The 20,613-nt window shown below is 30.5% G+C and carries 17 protein-coding genes, 1 riboswitch and 1 other annotated feature; of the genes, 16 read left to right on the top strand and 1 reads right to left on the bottom strand.

What is annotated here, in order from left to right; genetic code table 11:
* Positions 1 to 110: 110 nt before the first annotated feature.
* The 11 genes from ACI3VO_RS03600 (at position 111) to ACI3VO_RS03650 (ending at position 13,731) form a co-directional block, all read left to right on the top strand.
* A complete protein-coding gene (locus ACI3VO_RS03600) occupies positions 111 to 1,097 on the top strand; it encodes an alpha-ketoacid dehydrogenase subunit beta (RefSeq protein ID WP_439756612.1) in 987 nt (328 codons plus the stop codon).
* A gap of 11 nt (positions 1,098 to 1,108) precedes the next feature.
* Positions 1,109 to 2,515 carry a 2-oxo acid dehydrogenase subunit E2 gene (locus tag ACI3VO_RS03605; RefSeq protein ID WP_439756613.1) on the top strand — a complete coding sequence of 469 codons (1,407 nt, stop codon included), beginning with the start codon at positions 1,109 to 1,111 and terminating at the stop codon, positions 2,513 to 2,515.
* A gap of 79 nt (positions 2,516 to 2,594) precedes the next feature.
* Positions 2,595 to 3,938: a dihydrolipoyl dehydrogenase gene (gene lpdA, locus ACI3VO_RS03610; RefSeq protein ID WP_439756614.1), complete on the top strand. Its 1,344-nt coding sequence runs from the start codon at positions 2,595 to 2,597 to the stop codon at positions 3,936 to 3,938.
* A 481-nt stretch (positions 3,939 to 4,419) separates the two neighbouring features.
* Positions 4,420 to 5,136: a 2-C-methyl-D-erythritol 4-phosphate cytidylyltransferase gene (gene ispD / locus ACI3VO_RS03615; protein ID WP_439756615.1), complete on the top strand. Its 717-nt coding sequence runs from the start codon at positions 4,420 to 4,422 to the stop codon at positions 5,134 to 5,136.
* A gap of 26 nt (positions 5,137 to 5,162) precedes the next feature.
* Positions 5,163 to 6,101 carry a lipoate--protein ligase family protein gene (locus ACI3VO_RS03620; RefSeq protein ID WP_439756616.1) on the top strand — a complete coding sequence of 313 codons (939 nt, stop codon included), beginning with the start codon at positions 5,163 to 5,165 and terminating at the stop codon, positions 6,099 to 6,101.
* A 27-nt stretch (positions 6,102 to 6,128) separates the two neighbouring features.
* Positions 6,129 to 6,611 (top strand): 2-C-methyl-D-erythritol 2,4-cyclodiphosphate synthase, encoded by a 483-nt coding sequence (gene ispF, locus ACI3VO_RS03625; RefSeq protein ID WP_439756617.1) that lies wholly within the window; start codon positions 6,129 to 6,131, stop codon positions 6,609 to 6,611.
* 45 nt (positions 6,612 to 6,656) lie between these two features.
* Positions 6,657 to 6,864, top strand: a binding site (T-box leader).
* Positions 6,865 to 6,920: 56 nt separating this feature from the next.
* Positions 6,921 to 8,636 carry a proline--tRNA ligase gene (locus ACI3VO_RS03630; protein ID WP_439756618.1) on the top strand — a complete coding sequence of 572 codons (1,716 nt, stop codon included), beginning with the start codon at positions 6,921 to 6,923 and terminating at the stop codon, positions 8,634 to 8,636.
* Between the two features lie 76 nt (positions 8,637 to 8,712).
* Positions 8,713 to 10,197, top strand: coding sequence for a glutamate--tRNA ligase (gene gltX, locus ACI3VO_RS03635; protein WP_439756619.1), 1,485 nt, complete (start codon positions 8,713 to 8,715; stop codon positions 10,195 to 10,197).
* Between the two features lie 90 nt (positions 10,198 to 10,287).
* Positions 10,288 to 11,322, top strand: a complete 1,035-nt coding sequence (locus ACI3VO_RS03640; protein WP_439756620.1) for a hypothetical protein — start codon at positions 10,288 to 10,290, stop codon at positions 11,320 to 11,322.
* A 174-nt stretch (positions 11,323 to 11,496) separates the two neighbouring features.
* Positions 11,497 to 12,912: a gamma-glutamylcyclotransferase family protein gene (locus ACI3VO_RS03645; protein WP_439756621.1), complete on the top strand. Its 1,416-nt coding sequence runs from the start codon at positions 11,497 to 11,499 to the stop codon at positions 12,910 to 12,912.
* A gap of 147 nt (positions 12,913 to 13,059) precedes the next feature.
* Positions 13,060 to 13,731 carry a YitT family protein gene (locus tag ACI3VO_RS03650; protein ID WP_439756622.1) on the top strand — a complete coding sequence of 224 codons (672 nt, stop codon included), beginning with the start codon at positions 13,060 to 13,062 and terminating at the stop codon, positions 13,729 to 13,731.
* A 98-nt stretch (positions 13,732 to 13,829) separates the two neighbouring features.
* On the opposite strand, the gene ACI3VO_RS03655 is transcribed toward ACI3VO_RS03650, so the two are convergent.
* Positions 13,830 to 15,188: an APC family permease gene (locus ACI3VO_RS03655; protein ID WP_439756623.1), complete on the bottom strand. Its 1,359-nt coding sequence runs from the start codon at positions 15,186 to 15,188 to the stop codon at positions 13,830 to 13,832.
* A gap of 615 nt (positions 15,189 to 15,803) precedes the next feature.
* Here ACI3VO_RS03655 and ACI3VO_RS03660 point away from each other — a divergent pair.
* The 5 genes from ACI3VO_RS03660 to ACI3VO_RS03680 all read left to right on the top strand — a co-directional run bounded on the left by ACI3VO_RS03660 (position 15,804) and on the right by ACI3VO_RS03680 (position 20,609).
* The gene (locus ACI3VO_RS03660) at positions 15,804 to 15,941 is read left to right on the top strand and encodes a hypothetical protein (RefSeq protein WP_439756624.1); all 138 of its coding nucleotides are present in this window, start codon (positions 15,804 to 15,806) and stop codon (positions 15,939 to 15,941) included.
* A 193-nt stretch (positions 15,942 to 16,134) separates the two neighbouring features.
* Positions 16,135 to 16,248, top strand: a riboswitch (glycine riboswitch).
* 186 nt (positions 16,249 to 16,434) lie between these two features.
* Entirely contained in the window at positions 16,435 to 17,760 is a 1,326-nt protein-coding gene (locus tag ACI3VO_RS03665) for an APC family permease (RefSeq protein ID WP_439756625.1), read from the top strand.
* 410 nt (positions 17,761 to 18,170) lie between these two features.
* A complete protein-coding gene (locus ACI3VO_RS03670; protein WP_439756626.1) occupies positions 18,171 to 19,016 on the top strand; it encodes a transporter substrate-binding domain-containing protein in 846 nt (281 codons plus the stop codon).
* Positions 19,017 to 19,086: 70 nt separating this feature from the next.
* Positions 19,087 to 19,845 (top strand): amino acid ABC transporter permease, encoded by a 759-nt coding sequence (locus ACI3VO_RS03675; RefSeq protein WP_439756627.1) that lies wholly within the window; start codon positions 19,087 to 19,089, stop codon positions 19,843 to 19,845.
* 23 nt (positions 19,846 to 19,868) lie between these two features.
* The gene (locus ACI3VO_RS03680) at positions 19,869 to 20,609 is read left to right on the top strand and encodes an amino acid ABC transporter ATP-binding protein (RefSeq protein WP_439756628.1); all 741 of its coding nucleotides are present in this window, start codon (positions 19,869 to 19,871) and stop codon (positions 20,607 to 20,609) included.
* Positions 20,610 to 20,613 lie beyond the last annotated feature (4 nt).

Below are 20,613 nucleotides of genomic sequence, written 5' to 3' on the forward strand. Positions count from 1 at the left end.
AATGCCACCACTAGATACATTGGAAGAAGATGTTTATGCTGATTAGTCTATTAGCGTAGAAATTTGTACAAAATAAAAAAATAAATGATATTTACCAGGAGGTTTGGATTATGGGAATGAGAGAAATTACATACAAAGATGCCGTAAGAGAAGCTATGGTTGAAGAGATGAGAAGAGATGAAGATATTATATTTTTAGGTGAAGATATCGGAGTATATGGAGGCGCATTTGGTGTTTCTGTAGGAATGGTAGAGGAATTTGGTGAAGAACGAGTTAGAGATACTCCAATATCAGAAGCTGCTATAGCTGGTTGTGCAGTAGGAGCAGCAGCGACAGGGTTGAGACCTATAATGGAAATAATGTTCAGCGACTTCATAACAATAGCTATGGATGCAATAGTAAACCAAGCTGCAAAAATGAGATATATGTTTGGAGGGAAGGCTCAAGTTCCAATGGTAGTTAGAACTCCAAGTGGTTCAGGAACGGGAGCAGCAGCACAGCATTCACAAAGCTTAGAGGCGTGGATGTGTCATGTTCCAGGTCTTAAGGTTGTAGCACCTTCGACTCCAGCCGATGCGAAGGGATTATTAAAAGCAGCGATAAGAGATAATAACCCAGTTATATTTTTTGAAAATAAATTATTATACAAAACTAAAGGACTAGTGCCAGAAGAGGATTATGTAATAGAATTAGGAAAAGCTGATATAAAAAGAGAAGGCTCAGATGTTACAGTAATAACTTACGGTAGAATGCTGGAAAGATGCCAAGCAGCAGCTGAAGCTTTAGAAAAAGAAAATATAGATGTTGAAATAGTAGATTTGAGAACCTTATATCCAATGGATAAAGAGACAATAATAAAAAGTGTATGCAAAACAGGAAGAGTTCTAATAGTTCATGAAGCTGCTAAAACAGGTGGTCTAGGTGGAGAAATTGCAGCTACAATAGCTGAGAGCGAAGCCTTTGACTTCTTAGATGCTCCTATAAAGAGATTAGCAGGTAAGGATGTTCCTATACCATATAATCCAGAATTAGAAAAAGCAGTTGTACCTAGAACTGATGAAATTGAAGATGCAATAAGATCTTTAATTGTTAGATAGGAGGCAGGATTATGATTGAAGTAATAATACCAAAGGCCGGCATAGATATGCAAGAGGGTACAATTGTATCTTGGTTAAAAGAAGAAGGTGAAACAGTAACTACTGGAGAGCCTATATTAGAAATCGTAACAGACAAAGTAAACATGGAGGTAGAAGCAGAAGGAGATGGAATTTTAGCTGTTATAACTCACGATACAGAGGGTGAAGTGCTACCTGTGTTTACTGTAATTGGAGCAATAGCAGAAAAAGGTGAAGATCCTGCTGAAATAAAAGCAAAAGTATTAGCTAAAGAAGATGTTTCAAATTGTTTGGAAACTGAAGCTCAGGAAGTTGAAGCAGACAAAATAGCTGCTACTAATGAAGAATTAGTTCCAAAGGTAGATGAAACGGGAAAGGTAAGGGCTACTCCAGCAGCTAGAAAAAAAGCAAAAGAAAACGAAGTAGACTTGTCCGAAGTCGAAGGTAGCGGTCCAAATGGAAGAGTTCATCTTGCTGATGTATTAAACTACTTAAAGGTAAGTTCTTTAAAAGCTACACCTCTAGCGATGAGGATAGCAAAGGATCTTGGAATAGATATAGATAATATCACAGGAACAGGATTTAACGGAAAAATAACTAAAGAGGATGTTGAAAAATATATAGATGAAACAGAAAAAGTATCAGAAATAGCTAATGCAATAGACACTGTAGTAAATATAATTGGAGAAAAGGAAATATTCAATACAGTAAATGGTCATTTTGAGCCTTTAAGTCCTATGAGATCAACAGTCGCTAGAAGAATGTCTGAAAGCTATTTCTCAGCACCTACATTTAATATGAATATAGAAGTAGATATGGAAGAATTAAAAAATCTTAGAGAAAAGCTAATCGACAGTGTACAAGAAGTAACAGGCTATAAATTAACTTATACAGATTTGATTGTCATGGCAGTATCTAGATTATTAAAGAAAAATCCAGTATTAAATTCAGCTTGGGTTGAAGATAAAATATTTAGATATGAAGAGGTAAATATAGCCTTGGCTGTAGGGCTTGAAGAAGGCTTGTATGTTCCTGTTATAAGAGATGCAGATAAGAAGACCTTATCTCAAATCGTTACAGAAAGCAAGGAACTAATAAACAAGGTCAAAACTAATAAGCTAAAGCCATCAGAACAAGAAGGAAGCACATTTACTATAAGTAATGTAGGTATGTATGGAATAACGACATTTACTCCAATTATAAACATGCCAAATAGTGCTATACTAGGTGTTGGAGCTACAGTTGATAGAGTAGTTCCAGTAGATGGAGAGATAAAGATAAGACCTATTATGAATTTATCGTTGACATCAGATCATAGGGTTGTCGATGGAACTCCAGCGGCTAAATTTTTAAAAGAGCTTAAGGATTTACTAGAAAATCCATATAAAATGTTTATATAAATTTAAGTAAGGATTTTTAAATCGATTGTCGACTTAAAAATCCTTATCTATTCTTACGACAGATAATTAGGAGGATATTATGTATGATGTAATAGTTGTAGGTGGTGGACCTGCAGGATATGTAGCAGCTATAAAGGCGGCTATGTTAGGAGGAAATGTAGCTATAGTAGAAGCAGATAAATTTGGAGGAACATGTTTAAATAGAGGGTGTATACCGACTAAAATATATACGGAAAATGTTGAGATGCTAGAAGCTATAAAAGAGTTTTCTAAAAGAGGAATTTCTGTAAATATTGAGGGTCAAGATATTAAAAAAGCTATAAAATATAAAAATAGAGTGACTAAGAAATTAGTAGCAGGAGTTGAAGGATTATTAAAATCATATGGTGTGAAAATATTTAAAGTAAAAGCTACAGTAAAAAATGCTAATGAAATTGTCTTAGATAATGGAGAAGTTTTATCAACTGCTAGTGTAATTATAGCGACTGGATCTAAGGTTTCTAAGACTGATATAAAAGGAGTGATAACAAGTACAGAGGCTCTAGACTTAGAAGAAGTACCGGAAACTATAGCAATAGTTGGATCAGACTTTATAGCAATAGAATTTGCCGAAATATTCAACTCAAGAGGTTCTAAAGTAACTGTTATATCGCCTGATGATGAAATACTTGCAGATATTGATAGAGAAGTAGCTACAGCATTAAAGAGAAGTTTAACTAAAAAAGGTATAGAAATACTAACAAATGAAGAAGTAGATACATTTGCTGAAGCTGATGGCAAAGTAATAGTTAAAATAGACGATAAAGATATAAAATTTGATAAAGTATTATTAGCATTAGGAAGAGAAGCTAATTTAAATGGATTAGAAAATTTAGATGCTAAGATAGAAAACGGATTTGTTTATGTAAATGATAAAATGGAAACCTCTATAAAAGGAATATATGCAGTAGGAGATGTAACCGGTATGGACATGACTGCTCATGCTGCCTTTGCAATGGGTGAAGTTGCAGCCCAAAATGCAATGGGTAGAAAAATAAAATTTAGATATGAGGCATCACCAAAATGTTTATATACAGTACCACAAGTCGCATCAGTTGGATTAACTGAAGAACAAGCTAGAAAATCTTATAATATAAAAGTCGGCAAATTCAGTTTCGCAGCAAATGGAAAGGCATTGACAGAAAGTGCAACGGATGGATTTGTAAAAGTAATATCAGATGAAAAATACGGAGAAATACTTGGTGTTCACATAATAGGTAAAAAAGCTACAGAGATTGTAAATGAAGCTGCAATATTAAAATCGTTAGAGGTACCGGTGGATGAAGCAGCAGATATAATATTTGCACATCCAACTATATCTGAAGTATTAAAAGAAGCATTAGCAGATGTAGATAACAATTCAATACATACACCTAAAAAATAGTTAAAAAAATTTAACAAAGAAGTAGAGAAGCAATTTTATATTTATCTACTTCTTTTATTTTTGTGAAAATCAAGCATATAATAGCAAACGTTTGCCTTCTAAAAAAATTAAAATATAAGCGTTTAATATTCGAAAACAATAAATATTTATTGAAAAACAATAAATATCCATTGACATATTAAAAAAATAGATATATTATTAGATTAATAAAAAATTAAAAAGTTTTATAAAATAAAACTCAATAAGAATGATATTCCTATTTCAAACTGATCAATAGCAATACCAATTTTAATCTCAATTTTCTATTGAATTTAGGAATATAATTAATTTGAAAAAAAATTTTATTTTAACTATAATGAATAAGGAATAAATATAAGACAGAAAATAAGTAAGACCTTTAGTTAAAAAAGGTCCTTTTATATTGAGAAAGTTTAGATTAGTTGATGTTAAATAAGGTTATATGAATTCAAGAGGTGAAATTATGAATAGTGTTGTTATTGTAGCTGCTGGAAGCGGAAGACGAATGAATCTAGACATAAATAAACAATATATAAAATTAGACGAGAAGGAAATGATAGCTCATACTATAGATGTTTTCTATAGTAATGAAAATATAGATGAAATAATTGTCTGTATAAGAGAAGAAGAAGAATATTTCTTTGAACACGAAATATTAGACAAATACGATTTTAGAGATATAAAGATAGCTTATGGAGGAAAAGAAAGACAGGATTCAATTTACAATGGATTAAAGGAATTAGATCCAAATAGTGATATAGTGTTGATTCACGATGGAGCTAGACCGTTTGTAAGCCATGCTATAATAAATGAAACAATAGAGGTTGCTAAAGAGAAAAAAGCAGCAGTAGTAGGTGTTCCAGTTAGAGATACTATAAAGGTTATCGAAAATGGAGTAGTAAAAAGCACACCTGCCAGAGAAACTCTATGGTCTGCTCAAACTCCACAAACTTTTGATAAGGACTTAATACTTAGAGCATATGAAAATGCATATAGCAAGAATTTTTATGGAACAGATGATTCAATGCTAGTTGAATTTTTAGGTCAAGAGGTGACAATGGTTTTAGGTTCTTATGAAAATATAAAGATTACTAATCCAGAAGACATAAATGTAGCAGAACAAATTTTGAACTTAAGAAAAAAGTCAAAAATGGGAAAAAGAATGAAAAAAATTGGATAAGATAATAGGATAGAAAGGGTAGCTAAATGTTATATTTAGTAAATGACTGTAAAAACCCGTATTTTAATATTGCGCTTGAAGAGTATTTGTTTTCAAATGACAAATTTAGCGATGACATAATTATTGTATGGAGAAATGAGAAATCTATTTTTTTAGGAAAAAATCAAAATCCATATGTTGAGATAGCACATAGCTTGATAAATGATAGAAAAATACCTTTGCTCAGACGAATATCTGGTGGAGGTACTGTTTATCACGACTTAGGAAATGTCAATATGACATTTATTCAAAAGAATATAAAATTAGATAAAATAGACTTTATTAAATACACTAAATTTATGCAAGAGATGCTCGGTTATTTTGGTGTAAAAGCAACGTATAGTGATAGGAAAGACCTGTTAGTCGATGGAAAGAAAATTTCCGGCTCGGCTCAATGTATAAGAGGAAACAAATGTCTTTACCATGGTACGTTGCTTTTTAGTTCTAATTTAAATAATTTGAGTGAGTATTTGAATACAAATAAAAAGGCTATATCTAATGCAACTAAATCTGTTAGAAGTGAAGTAACTAATTTGAATCAATATATAGATATGGATGTAGAAGAATTTATAGAAAAAATTAAAAAATATGTGATTTTAAATGTGGAAGATCCTAATCAAATAGTTTTGGATAATGAAGATTTAGAAAAAATTAATCAAAATGCAGAACAAATTTACAGTAAAGATAAATGGATATTTGAGAAAACTCCGAAATTTGATATTTACATAGACGGTGAAGACGATTCGATTATGGAAATAAGTGTTAATAAATGGAGAGTTAAATCATTTATTATTAAATACAAAAATAATGATAAGCAAGTCATATTGGATAAGCTTATAGGAGAATTGTTCTCTGAGAAAAATATTATGGAAATTGTAAATACGGAGTATAGAAAATATATTGATATAATAAAAGCAGTATTTTAATAGATTGAGTAATATAAGGAGATAAATATGAGAGTTGGTATAGGATACGATGTTCACAAATTAGTTGAAGGTAGAAAATTAATATTAGGTGGGGTAGAAATTGCCCACGAAAAAGGTCTTTTAGGGCATTCAGATGCAGATGTTTTAGTTCATGCAATAATGGATGCTATGCTTGGAGCATTAGCCCTAGGAGATATTGGTAAACATTTCCCGGATACAGATCCAAAATATAAGGGTGCAGATAGTATAAAATTATTAGAATTTGTAAATAATTTAATAATAAGTAAAGGTTATAAAGTAAATAATATAGACAGCATAATAATTGCACAAGCACCTAAGATGGCTCCACATATTTTAAAAATGAGAGAAAATATTTCAAAAGCTGTCGGTGTAGACATAGATTCTGTGAATGTAAAGGCGACTACAGAAGAGGGACTTGGTTTCACGGGAAACAAAGAAGGTATATCATCACAAGCAATTTGTTCATTAATAAAAGTTGACAACGAATAATAAATAATATATTATAAAATAGATTATGAAAATAATTGAAATAAAATAAACGCAATGATTAAGAAATAGTAAAAATCTTGAGTCTTTACAGAGAGGAAACGTTGGTGAGAGTTTCTATGATGATGTTTTTGAACCAGTCTTTTAGCATAAAAACGTTAAAAAGTTTTTACGGGTAGGACCGTTACATCCTTTGAGAGAGCTTTTATAGCTAATTAGAGTGGTACCGCGGAATATATAACCTTTCGTCTCTTTTGGAAGAGATGAAAGGTTTTTTTAATACAGAAAAATTTTAAGGAGGAATAGATTAAAATGAGAATGTCAAAAATGTTAATGCCAACATTAAAAGAAGTACCATCTGATGCAGAAATTACAAGTCATCAATTAATGCTTAGAGCAGGTATGATAAGAAAAATGGCATCAGGAATTTACAACCAATTACCAATGGGGATAAGAGTATTCAGAAAAGTAGAAGATATAATAAGAGAAGAAATGAACGCAAAAGGAGCACAAGAAATATCATGTGCATTATTAGTTCCTGCTGAATTATGGCAAGAATCAGGAAGATGGGATGCTATGGGTCCTGAAATGTTCAGATTAAAAGACAGAAACGGTAGAGATTACTGTCTTGGACCAACACATGAAGAAACTTTCACACATATAGTTAGAAATGAAATAACTTCATACAAACAACTTCCACTTAACTTATATCAAATCGAAACTAAATTTAGAGATGAAAGAAGACCAAGATTTGGTGTTATGAGAACTAGAAACTTCACAATGAAGGATGCTTACAGCTTCGATGCTGATTTAGAAGGATTAGATAAATCATACAACGATATGTTTGATGCATATACTAAAATATTTGCAAGATGCGATCTAGAAAACAGCCCAGTTCAAGCAGACTCAGGTGCTATGGGTGGTTCTGCATCTGCAGAATTCATGGTTAAATCAGAAGTTGGTGAAGATGAAATAGTATTCTGTAGTGGATGTGATTACGCTGCAAATATAGAAAAAGCAACTTCAGTTAACCACGAGCCTTCAACTGAAGAAATGAAAGAAATGAGCGAAGTTTCAACTCCAAACGTTCATACTATAGAAGACTTAGAAGAATTCTTCAAAATGGAAGCTGGAAAATTTGCAAAAACATTAATATACAATGCAGATGGAAAATCAGTAGCAGTAGTAGTTAGAGGAGATAGAGATGCTAACGAAACTAAAGTTGCAAATGCTGTAGGTGGAGTTGTTGAATTCGAAATGGCAGACGAAGAAATGGTAAAAGCAGTTACTGGAGCAGAAGTAGGATTTGCAGGACCAATAGGAATAAAAGCTGACTACTTATTCATAGATCAAGAAGTTGTAGATCAAAGAAACCTTATAATAGGAGCTAACAAAACTGACTACCATATACAAAATGCTAACTTCGGAAGAGATTTCGATGGTGTAGTAGGAGACTTCAGAAGTGTTCAAGAAGGAGATAGATGTCCAAAATGTGGTGCACCACTTGAAATAATGAGAGGTGTTGAAGTTGGTCATATATTCAAATTAGGAACTAAATACTCTGAATCTATGGGAGCTACTTTCCTAGATAAAAACGGTAAATCTCAACCAATCATAATGGGATGCTACGGAATAGGTGTTGAAAGAACTGTTGCAGCTGTAATAGAACAACACCACGACGAAAATGGTATAATATGGCCATTAGCAATCGCTCCATATCATGTAGTAGTTGTTCCAGTTAACGTTAAAAAAGAAGAACACCTTCAAAATGCTGAAAAAATCTATGAAGAATTACAAGCAGCAGGTGTAGAAGTATTACTAGACGATAGAAATGAAAGAGCTGGATTCAAATTCAAGGATTCTGACTTATTAGGTATACCAATGAGAATTACAGTTGGTAAAGATATAGTTGATGGAAAAGTTGAATTCAAATTAAGAAGTGAAGCTGATAAAGAAATAATAGCTGTTGAAGATGTATTAGACAGAGTAAAAGCTGAATTCGTAAAAAATAACGTAAAATTAGGATAGAATAATTTGTAAATATACAATATAGGAGAATATATTGTATAATAGAACATTATTAACCAAACATAGGAGGTAAACAATGAGTGAAGTAAGAGTAAGATTTGCTCCGAGTCCAACGGGATTTGTTCATATAGGTAGTTTAAGAACTGCATTATACAACTATCTATTTGCTAAAAAAATGGGCGGAAAATATATATTAAGAGTAGAAGATACAGATAGAACTAGATTAGTAGATGGCGCTATAGAAAACATGTTAAACGCTATGAAATGGGCTGGCGTTAACCATGATGAAGGTGTTATGCTAGATGAAAATGGAAAAGTAGTTCAAAACGGTGAATATGGACCATACATCCAATCAGAAAGATTAGACATCTACAAAAAATACATCCAAGAATTATTAGACAGTGGAAAAGCATACTACTGCTTCTGTACAAAAGAAAGATTAGACGAAGTAAGAGAAAAACAAAAAGAAGCTGGAGAAACTCCAAGATACGATGGTCACTGTAGAGATTTAACTAAGGAAGAAGTAGAAGCTAAAATAGCTGCTGGTGAACCATATGTAATAAGATTAAAATTACCAGAAAACCACGTTATAAAATTCACTGACTTAGTTAGAGGAGAAACTGAATTCAATACTAACGACTTAGACGATCAAGTATTAATAAAAACTGATGGTTTCCCAACTTACCACTTTGCAGTTGTAGTTGACGACCACCTAATGAAAATAACTCACGTAATAAGAGGGGAAGAATGGGTTTCTTCAACTCCAAAACACGTTTATTTATACGAAGCATTTGGATGGGAAGCTCCAAAATTCGTTCACTTACCAAACATACTTAATAAAGAAAAGAAAAAATTAAGTAAGAGACAAGGTGACGTTGCAGTAGAAGACTTCAAGAAAAAAGGATACTTACCAGAAGGCTTAGTTAACTATGTAGCATTAGTTGGTTGGTCTCCAGAAGAAAACAAAGAAATATTCTCTATGGAAGAATTAGAACAAGCCTTCTCTATAGAAAGAGTTTCTAAGAGTGGTGGAGTATTTGACACAGAAAAATTAAACTGGGTTAACCAACACTACATGAAAGACGGAGATGATGATGTATTAACTAAATTAGCTATACCATTCATCGTTGAAGCTGGATATGTAACTGCTGAAGAAGCAGAAGAAAAATACGACTTCTTAAAATCAATAGTATCAGTATTAAAAGAAAAATTACACTATGTAAAAGAAATAACTGATCATATATCAATATTCTTTGGAGATACAGTTACTGTAGAAACTGAAGAAGGTGCAGAATTCTTAAAAATGGAACATATACCTACTTTAGTAAATGCTTTAGAAGAAAAAATAGCTGCAGTAGATGTTTTAGATGAAGAAGCTGTAAAAGTTATATTAAAATCTATCCAAAAAGAATATAAAATCAAAGGTAAAAACCTATACATGGGAGCTAGAATACCTCTAACAGGACAAATGCATGGTGCTGATTTAGGACAAATAATGGCTATCTTAGGTAAAGACCTTTGCTTAAAGAGATTAGCATATGCTAAGGAAAATTTAATATAGTTTTTTAGAGAAAATAATTTAATAGAACATTTAAAGGAGATGACGCAAATGAGTGCCATCTCCTTTTGTATTTGTGAGGGGAGAGTTTTTATGTATTCAAAAGATGATACGTTTAGAAAAACTATTAAAAATTTTATAAAGTATGCGTTGGAAAAGGAAGTATTTAAGGATGAACCAATTAGTGAAAAGGAAATGAATGAAATATTATTTAAAGGCTTTGAAGATGAGATTTTAGATTTAAAAATTAAATATACTAATGCTAAACAAATAAGAGAAGATATAATAGATGTTATTATTAAAGAGAAAAATAGCAAAGAAAAATTTCGTCTTGTATATTCTGAATATATAAAATTTATGAATAAAATTTATTTTTATAATCAACATGTGTCGAAAAGAATAAAACCAATACCACCATATTATTCTGCTTTAGAAAGAAGAATATTAATTGCTAAAAAAATGCATAGTAATTTTAATTTACATAAAATAGCTCGAGAGTTTTTTGTAAGTGATAGAATGATACAAGAAGATTTAGCTATTTTGAAAAAAGGGGATATGACATTTTTAAATAGAAAATTAAAAGTTCAATATGAGAGTAGATACAGGGAAAACGTAAAAATGAAATCAAAGGCTCATCCATTGTTTTTAGTTGAAAACTTAACTCAGATTATAGCAATGTTAAATGGTTTATCATATGTTTCTAAAGAATTTAGTGAATCTGGTAAAGATAGTGAATATAAAGAGTATGCTGAAGAAACGGCTATATCTATTTGGATGCAATTATCTGATGATGCCAAAAGTACTATATTGAATGAGCGTGTTGATGAATTGAATTTAGATAAAGAATGGTATAATAGAATTTCAGAAACAGCAGAGTTAGAAATACAAAATAGTAAACCTATATTTAAAATAGAAGAAGATTTTTCTGAAGATATATATTTAGATGTTTTAAAAAATAGAAAACCTTGTACTATTGAATATAAGGATGATTATGGAAAACAAATCAAAAAAGATTTTGATAGAATTGAACAGATAGATAGATATACAATAGAAGGTATAAATTTAAGTAAAGAAAATTGTAAAATAAATAGAAATAAAATTATATCTATTGAATATAAAAAGAAATAATAATTATTGTATAATTATAAAATATTATCGATTATAACTACATTTGAAATACTGAAACTGGGTTTCGTAGAGAAAAAATTTAAAATTTGATATGATTCATATGTAACATATTTTAAAATATGTAAAAAACATCGATGTTAAAAAGATTATTTCAATATGTCGGGGGGCGATAGTATGATGATTATTAAGAAAAATACTAATGTGGAAGAAGCTTTAAAAATAAAATCAGAAGTAAGAGATTTATTACAATCTATAATAGACGGGAAAAAGACAAGACCAGAGATAGAAGAAATATGTGTTTCACTTATAAATGAACAAGTTAAAGATAAAAGTGATTTAAAAGGATTTTGGCGTATAATTGATGATGAACATATGCCATCAGATGCTAGAGTAGATTTTATATACTATCCAACATATTACGCAACTATGATCATGATGCTAGGGTATTTAATGAATATAGACGAAAAAGTTTTAGGGTTTGAAGAAACATTGAAATTAGGGTTAGATGCTTGTGTGAAAACAAATCTATCTGGACATGGATATGAAAGTATAGATGTAAAAATAGAAGTATTGAATTTATTTATAAAAGTAGGATTACTAGAATTCTTATCATTGAATTACGATTTTTGTAGATCTTTTTCAAAGATGATAAATAGAGTATTTGAATATATAGAAAGTGCCGTAAATAGTAATTTAACTGAAGGACAATGGGGTAAGGATTACAAATTAGAGTTTAAAAGCTTATTGAAACAATCAGATAACTATCAATTAAAGTTATTTGTATATGGAACTCTTATGAAGAACGAAAGTAACCATTATTTCATAAAGAATTCATGTGTAGTAGGTGATGCAGTTGCGTCAGGATATACGCTTTATGATACTGGAGATGGATATCCTGCTGTTAAGCACAGTTTAGAAGGCGATGTTTCAGGAGAGTTGTATCTAATTTCTAAGAAGGATTTAAAATATGTTGATCAACTAGAGGACAATGGAGATTTATACACTAGAGAATTTACAATTGTAACTGATTCAAATGGTAATAAACATCTAGCTCTAATCTATGTATATAACTATAATGTAGACGAAAATAAAAGAATCTTAAAATGGAAGGCTAACAATAAATATTCAGAACATATATGGTATGCTAGTTACGGATCTAATATAAACTATGAAAGATTTATGAGATATATAAATAAATGTACAGACAAAACTGCTCCTATTGAATCAAAACCAATAGCAATCAACCACAGAATGTATTTTGCGCAAGAATCATCATGGTGGGACGAAAAAGGTGTAGCATTTATAGACGCTAAAGAAGATCAAAATGAAAAAACTTTAGGTAAAATGTATCTCATAACAAAAGAACAGTTTGAGAAAATTAAATATCAAGAGGGAGGGTGGTATCAAAATCAATTAAGCTTAAGTAAATACGACGGCAAAGATATAGTTACATTTACTGATTTTGATATTGAAGCGATAAGAGAACCTTCTGAAAGATATTTAGATGTTATTAAAAAAGGTATACTAGAAACATATATAGATATGACTGAGTCAGAGGTTTTATTGTATTTAAAAGAAAAAATACAATAAAAAATATATTCTGTTAGAAGTATATAATTCCAATTGATGAAAATAAAGTTATTTAAAAAAACAACTAAATTTGATATTATATAATATATAAATAAATTATATTTTAAATAAAATTTAATACAAATAAATAAAGAGGAGAATAACATCATGAGGAAATATGACATTATAAAATGCATCAAAGAGTATTTGATAGTAACAATCGGTGTCGTACTGGTAGCATTCGGACTTCAATATTTCTACGCACCTAACGACATCGCAGGAGGTGGGTTGAGTGGATTATCACTAGTGATAAATCACTATATTCCATTTTTATCAGTTGGAACACTAGTATTTTTAGGAAATTTAGTATTATTTGTTATTTCCTTCATTTTAGTTGGAGGAGATTTTGGATTGAAGACTATATACGCCAGCTTTGCATTATCCTTTGTAATGGATTTTATGGAGAAGGTTATGCATAGTTATGCGCTTACAACTAATTTGACATTGGCTGTTTTATATGGGACTTTAATAATAGCATCAGGGCTTGCAATAGCATTTTCAATAAATGCATCTACAGGAGGAACTGATATTTTAGCTAAAATACTTAATAAGTACACTAGCTTTAATATAGGGATAGCTTTATTAATTGTCGATTTATTCGTAGTTGTCGCTGGGGCTTTTACTTTTGGATTGAATAAAGGTTTCTTTTCATTAGTCGCAGTAATTGCAAATGGGCTTTTAGTTGATAAATTAATTGACATGATAACTAAATACAAAGAGAAAAAATTAAGTAATAATGACGATGAACAATTGCAGGATTTTGAAGAAACTGCTTGTTAGGTTGAAAATAAAAATTGCCACAAAATAGATTGAGTTTATTTTGTGGCAATTTTTTATGTTAATTTATAATTAATTTTAAAATGTTAGATGAAGGATATTTATGCAATTTTATCTAAATCGTCGCCTTCATGTTTTTTTGCACGTTTTTGCATGCTATCATATATAGGAAGCCCGACTAAAGTTATAAGTATACCTCCGAATGATATGATAGTATTTTGGAAACCAGAGAATAATAATTGGTTAATAACTACAAATAATCCACCTGCTATAGCTATCATAGGTATAACTGGATATAGAGGAACTTTGTAAGGTCTATGAAGATCTGGTCTTTCTTTTCTTAATTTAAATACACCTAAGAAAGTTAAAACATAGAATGACCAAACAGCGAACATAGATAAATCACTTAATAAATTAAATTGTCCAGAAGTAGCGTATAATGCACCTAAAATACACATAATTATAACTGCGTTTGCAGGAACATTGTTATTATTTAATTTACTTATATATTTGCTGTATGGTATAGTTTTTTGAGTTCCTAAAGTGTATAGAATTCTAGAACCTGTAAGTACATAACCATTTATGCATCCAAACACTGATATTAATATACCTATTGTTATAAATTTACCTCCCATAGGTCCAAATATAGCTTCTGCAACTGCTGAAGCTGGAGAAGAATAAGTAGCAAGTTCACTTGCTGGTAATACCCATAGATAAGCGATATTTATAACTATATATACTGCCATAACTAGAGATAAACCTCCAACGATTGCTTTAGGTAAGTCTTTTGCAGGGTTTTTCATTTCTCCAGCAAGGGCACCTACATTTATCCAACCATCGTATGCAAATAATATTGCTATTAACAGAGAACCAAATACACTTGCACCAGATACTCCATCTCCTACCATAGGTGTTAATATTGGATTATTTCCATTACCTTTTATAAAACCAAAAATCATGATTAAAATTAAAGGTATTAATTTTGCTATAGTAGAAATTGTTTGTATAGATCCACTAGTTTTAGATCCTAAAGTATTTATAAATGCTATAAATGCGATTACTCCTATAGTCATAGGAAGTACTAAATTTTCATTTCCAAGTAATATAGCACTTTGTTTACCAAACATAACAGATATGGCTGCTATAGTAGCTGGGAAAAATAATACTGATTGCATCCAACCAGTTAAGAAACCTAGTCTTTTATCGTAGATTTCTTCGATATAGACCATCATACCACCAGTTTTAGGAATGGCAGCAGATATTTCCGCTGCAGTAAGTCCAGCAGTGATAGTCATAATACCAGCGATGACCCAAGCAATTATGCCAAGTCCAGGACCACCATTTGTAAGCTCATATACGGCTTGTGGCTTAAAAAATACTCCACCACCAATTACCATACCGATTACAGTCGATAATGCCGCGGCAAGCCCTAAATTCTTTTGTAACTTATTGTTTTCCATTTGTATAAATCCTTTCTTTTGTAAATGTAAAATTTTAAATTTATAAAAGTCATTATTAATATAATATTACTTTTTTATGAAAAAAACACCACACAAAAAAAGGAAATAAAATGCTCATTCATGGGTTATATAAAGACAATCATTTTGCATAATAATATAAATGATAAAAATGAACCTATATAAAGCCACGCTTTTGATATAACAGGTGAAAACGTAAAAAGGTTAGTGAACAAATATATTTTTATATTAGCAAAACCCTTCCAATGTTTTGGCATAGTATCAGATAACAAATGACATGTAAAACATAGTCCTATTAAAAAAAATATTGGGCGAAACACAATATTTAAAACTGTATCTGAAAAAAGTACACAAATTTTATTACTTATAAATATGTATATTAAAAAAATTGGGTTAAAAATCGAATGTGTAATAAAATTTCTATGGCCTTTCGTTCCGCCGAATAAGAAAGATATATGTTTTTCAATAGTATCTGGATTTCTATATATAAAATCTAGAATTTTTTTAATAAATGGAATCCAACTTATAAATAATAATAAAAAATCTATTAAATTTATCAAGGCCGCAAAAAGGTAGTTTATAGAAATTTCAATACTTTTGGGCTTAATTGTACTTGAATCTGGATTCCCATTAAACATGTTTAATGAAGAAGGTAAAAATGAAAGTGTTAAAATATTTTCTTTAACAGGTTTTACTAGAAATAAAATAATTAATATTAATATGAAAAAAACATAAATGTTTATAAAATCACCTCCAAAAAATAGAAAAGTATAAAGTTTATTTTATAAAGATATATTTTGTTTTGTCAACAATATTTTTTAAAAAATAAATATTGTAAAAATTTTAACATAAAAAAATATTGATTTAATTAAATAAAATTTATATAATTATATATAAGAAAAGGCATTCAAAAAATAATAAAATCTAGATGACATTTATGAGAGAGATTTCTAAAGTATAATTTTAGAAACACCGATGAGGCAATTGTTAAAGCTCACAATTTTAGCAAGAAACTTTCAGGTAAAAAGATCATAAATTGATAGACCTCTGGATATATATTAGTTAATATAAGAGATGTATTTTAACTAGAAAGACAGAGATATGTGAATAATGTCACATATCTTTTTTTATTATAGGAGTTGTTTAAATATAATGAATTTTCAGAATAATGATTAAATTTTATTGAAAAATAAATTTAAATAAAATTAAATGAAGAGGGGGCAAATTAATGGAAGGTAAAGAAATGCAAAAAACAATGGGCGCAGCAGTCGCACTAAGTATGGTTGTAGGATGCGTTATAGGATCAGGGGTATTCTTTAAACCACAAGCAATTTATACAGCAACAGGTGGAGCACCTGGTATAGGTATTATTTCTTGGGTTATAGGTGGTTTAATAACTTTATGTGCTGGTCTTACAGTTGCAGAAATCGCAGTTGTTATACCAAAAACTGGTGGTATGATGGTATATCTTGAAGAAGTTTTTGGTGAAAAAGTAGGGTATTTAGCAGGTTGGATGCAATCAGTGTTATTTTTCCCAGGTACAGCAGCAGCATTAGCAGTAGCCTTTGGTAACCAATTATCAGAATTATTAGGACACCCAGGTTGGGCAGTAGGAATAGCAATAGTAGATATTATAGTAGTAGCAATTATAAACAATGTAGGTTCAAAAGCAGCAGGTTTAGTTCAAAATCTAGCAACAGTAGGTAAAGTAATACCACTTATATTAATAGCAATATTCGCATTTGTAAAAGGTAGTGGTACTAATCCAATATTAACTCCTATGGTAGGAGAAGGATTAAGTACAGGAACAGTTTTAGGTTCTGTATTAATATCAATATTATTTGCTTATGAAGGATGGATAAATGTTACACCAATAGTTGGTGAAATGAAAGACCCAGGTAAAGATTTACCTAAGGCTTTTGCTGGAGGTATATTAATAATCATGGCTATATACGTATTAGTAAACGTTGCTTACTTATGGGTATTACCAGCTGATCAATTAGCACAATTCTCATCACCAGCAGTTGCAGTTGCAGAAGTTATATTTGGTTCAGTTGGTGGTAAAATAATAGCATTAGGTATATTAATATCAGTATTTGGTGCATTAAATGGATTCTTATTAGCAGGATCTAGAGTTGTATATACATTAGGTGTTCAAGGAACAATACCAGGACATAAATTCTTTGGAAAATTAAATAAATCTGATGTTCCAGGAAACGGAGTTATATTAGTAGCATTCTTAGCATGTATATATGCATTAACAGGACAATTCAACTTATTAACTGACTTAGCTACTTTCACTGGATGGGTATTCTATGTTATGACATTCATAGCAGTTATAATACTTAGAAAAACTAAACCAGATGTAGAAAGAGTTTATAAAGTGCCACTATATCCAATAGTTCCAGCAATAGCTATACTTGGTGGTGGATTTGTATTAGTAAACCAATTATTCATGGCTGGTTCTGGTCCTAGAATGATAGCATTAGCAGGTATAGTTATAACATTAATAGGATTACCAATATATATGATAATGAGCAAAAAGAAAGCTTAATAATTGAGATTAAAAAAGTAAATAAATAATTTTTTAGAAGAGTTGTAAAATTTTAATTGATTTTACAGCTCTTTTTTATTTCTAAAAAAAATGTAGTAATTATATATTTAAATTAAAAAAAAGAACAATTAAATAAAAATAATAGATAAAATTCATATATATAAAAACTAAAGTTTTAAAAAATTGGGTAATAATATTGAAAAAAATTCCATATAATGCTAGAATTTTAGTAATTTTAATGTGTATAATAGGGTTAAGTCTATCATTAAATAGATTATCAAAAGATTTTATTTCCTGAGTATTTACTATTAACTTTATGTAAAGAAATAATGTAAAAATTAGGGAGATATTTCTTTGATATAAATAAATTCATATAGGAGATTTATAAAATAAAAGGGGGAGAAGTTTTTATGAAAAAAAGAATATCGTTATTATTAGTAATGGTGATGTCTTTAGCTATGATCTTAACAGGATGCGGTTCATCATCTAAATCATCAAGTGGATCAGACGCTGAAGGTGGAGAATTTAGAGTTGGTATGGAATGTGGATATGCACCATTTAACTGGACTCAATCTGATGACTCAAATGGAGCAGTAAAAGTCGAAGGAAATGACGAATATGCAGGTGGATATGATGTTCAAATAGCTCAAAAAATAGCAGATGGCTTAGGTAAAAAATTAGTAATAGTTAAAACTGAATGGGATGGATTAGTTCCAGCTGTACAATCAGGTAAAATAGACGCTATAATCGCTGGTATGTCACCAACAGCTGAACGTAAGAAAACTATAGACTTTACAGATGTATATTATACTTCTGATTTAGTAATGGTTGTTAAAAAAGGTGGAGACTATGAAAAAGCAACTAAATTAAGTGATTTTAAAGGTGCTACTATAACAGGTCAATTAAATACTTTCCACTATACTGTAATAGATCAAATAGATGGAGTTAATAAAGATACTGCTATGGATAACTTCCCAGCAATGAGAGTTGCCTTAGAATCAGGTAAAATAGATGGATATGTTTCTGAACGTCCTGAAGGTGTAAGTGCTACAGCTGCAAATGATAATTTTGCAATGGTAGAATTTGAAGAAGGCGAAGGATTTGAAACATCTGCTGAAGATACAGCTATAGCTGTAGGTCTTGCTAAAGATAGCGAATTAAAAGATAAAATAAACGAAATCCTAAAAGGTATATCAGAAGATGAACGTTTAAAATTAATGGATGATGCAATAGCTAATCAACCAGCAGCAGAATAATAATATTAAAAAAATAGCTAAAGACCGGTTGTAGAGATACAGTCGGTCTTTAGGTGTAAGGGGGATAAATATGAGTTCGGAGTGGATTGTACAAATCGTGTCTCAAAACTGGAAGGGTTTTTTAAACGGTGCTGAGATGACATTATTTATATCATTAATAGGGACTGTAATAGGTTCTGTAATAGGTTTATTAATAGGAGTTATAAGAACTATACCAAAAGGTGAAAAAGGCGCTAAAAAAATTGTTTTAACAGTAGTAAATGCTATTTTAAATGCATATGTTGAATTTTTCCGTGGAACACCAATGATTGTTCAAGCGATGGTTATTTACTACGGGTCTGATTTAGCTTTTGGAATTGATATGGATAGAACTTTTGCAGCTATATTTATAGTTTCTATAAATACAGGTGCATATATGGCTGAGATAGTTCGTGGAGGAATTATATCTATAGATAAGGGACAATTTGAAGCAGCACATGCTATAGGTATGAACCATGTTCAAACTATGATAAATGTAGTATTACCTCAAGTTATAAGAAATATATTACCAGCTACAGGTAATGAATTTGTAATAAACATAAAAGATACATCAGTGCTTAACGTTATAGGAGTAACTGAGCTTTACTTTACAACAAAGACAATTGCAGGAAACAACTTCAGATATTTTGAATCATTCTTTGTAACATGTATTATATACTTCGTAATGACATTTACTGTTACAAGAATATTACGCTACCTTGAAAGAAAACTAGATGGTCCTGAAAATTACAATATGACAGGAAATCAAATGCAAGTTCAAAGACCTGAAGATGCATTGAAAAAAGCATAAAACGAGTTAGTGGAGGAGAAAATATGGAAAATGTAATTGAAGTAAAACATTTAAATAAATCTTTTGGAACACATGAGGTTTTAAAGGATATAAATTTTTCAGTTAGTAAAGGTGAAGTTGTTTGTATAATAGGATCTTCTGGTTCAGGAAAATCAACTCTTCTTCGTTGTATAAATTTACTTGAAACTCCAAGTGGGGGAGAAATAATATGCAATGGAACAAATATACTAGATGAAAAACACGATGTATATAAATATCGTACAAAATTAGGAATGGTATTCCAACAATTTAATCTATTTAATAACCACGATGTATTAGGAAACTGCACTGTTGGACAAATTAAAGTTCTAAAACGTTCAAAACAAGAAGCTGAAAAGGTAGCTATGAAGTATTTAAAGGTTGTTGGAATGGATAAATTTATAAATGCAAAGCCAAAGCAATTATCAGGTGGACAAAAGCAACGTGTTGCTATAGCTAGAGCACTTTCTATGGAGCCTGATGTTATGTTATTTGATGAACCGACTTCTGCTCTTGACCCTGAAATGGTCGGAGAAGTTTTGAAGGTTATGAAGGAATTAGCGGAAAGTGGACTTACAATGCTAGTTGTTACTCACGAAATGGAATTTGCTAGAGAAGTTTCTGATAGAGTTGTATTTATGGATCAAGGAGTAATAGCAGAAGAAGGTACTCCAGAACAAATATTCAATAATCCAGTACAAGAGCGTACTCGTGAATTTTTGAAACGTACTTTAAAAAATATGTAAGTTT

Source organism: Intestinibacter sp. (genome assembly GCF_051866655.1).
Lineage (GTDB): Bacteria > Bacillota > Clostridia > Peptostreptococcales > Peptostreptococcaceae > Intestinibacter.

Bases quoted from the DNA above. Each gene is read 5' to 3' on its own strand.
- ACI3VO_RS03640 (WP_439756620.1), top strand. From the start codon at position 10,288: ATGTATTCAAAAGATGATACGTTTAGAAAAACTATTAAAAATTTTATA.
- ACI3VO_RS03605 (WP_439756613.1), top strand. From the start codon at position 1,109: ATGATTGAAGTAATAATACCAAAGGCCGGCATAGATATGCAAGAGGGT.
- ACI3VO_RS03620 (WP_439756616.1), top strand. From the start codon at position 5,163: ATGTTATATTTAGTAAATGACTGTAAAAACCCGTATTTTAATATTGCG.
- ACI3VO_RS03630 (WP_439756618.1), top strand. From the start codon at position 6,921: ATGAGAATGTCAAAAATGTTAATGCCAACATTAAAAGAAGTACCATCT.
- ispF (WP_439756617.1), top strand. From the start codon at position 6,129: ATGAGAGTTGGTATAGGATACGATGTTCACAAATTAGTTGAAGGTAGA.
- ACI3VO_RS03675 (WP_439756627.1), top strand. From the start codon at position 19,087: ATGAGTTCGGAGTGGATTGTACAAATCGTGTCTCAAAACTGGAAGGGT.
- ACI3VO_RS03655 (WP_439756623.1), bottom strand. From the start codon at position 15,188: ATGGAAAACAATAAGTTACAAAAGAATTTAGGGCTTGCCGCGGCATTA.
- ACI3VO_RS03650 (WP_439756622.1), top strand. From the start codon at position 13,060: ATGAGGAAATATGACATTATAAAATGCATCAAAGAGTATTTGATAGTA.
- ACI3VO_RS03670 (WP_439756626.1), top strand. From the start codon at position 18,171: ATGAAAAAAAGAATATCGTTATTATTAGTAATGGTGATGTCTTTAGCT.
- gltX (WP_439756619.1), top strand. From the start codon at position 8,713: ATGAGTGAAGTAAGAGTAAGATTTGCTCCGAGTCCAACGGGATTTGTT.
- ACI3VO_RS03645 (WP_439756621.1), top strand. From the start codon at position 11,497: ATGATGATTATTAAGAAAAATACTAATGTGGAAGAAGCTTTAAAAATA.
- lpdA (WP_439756614.1), top strand. From the start codon at position 2,595: ATGTATGATGTAATAGTTGTAGGTGGTGGACCTGCAGGATATGTAGCA.
- ACI3VO_RS03665 (WP_439756625.1), top strand. From the start codon at position 16,435: ATGGAAGGTAAAGAAATGCAAAAAACAATGGGCGCAGCAGTCGCACTA.
- ispD (WP_439756615.1), top strand. From the start codon at position 4,420: ATGAATAGTGTTGTTATTGTAGCTGCTGGAAGCGGAAGACGAATGAAT.
- ACI3VO_RS03600 (WP_439756612.1), top strand. From the start codon at position 111: ATGGGAATGAGAGAAATTACATACAAAGATGCCGTAAGAGAAGCTATG.
- ACI3VO_RS03680 (WP_439756628.1), top strand. From the start codon at position 19,869: ATGGAAAATGTAATTGAAGTAAAACATTTAAATAAATCTTTTGGAACA.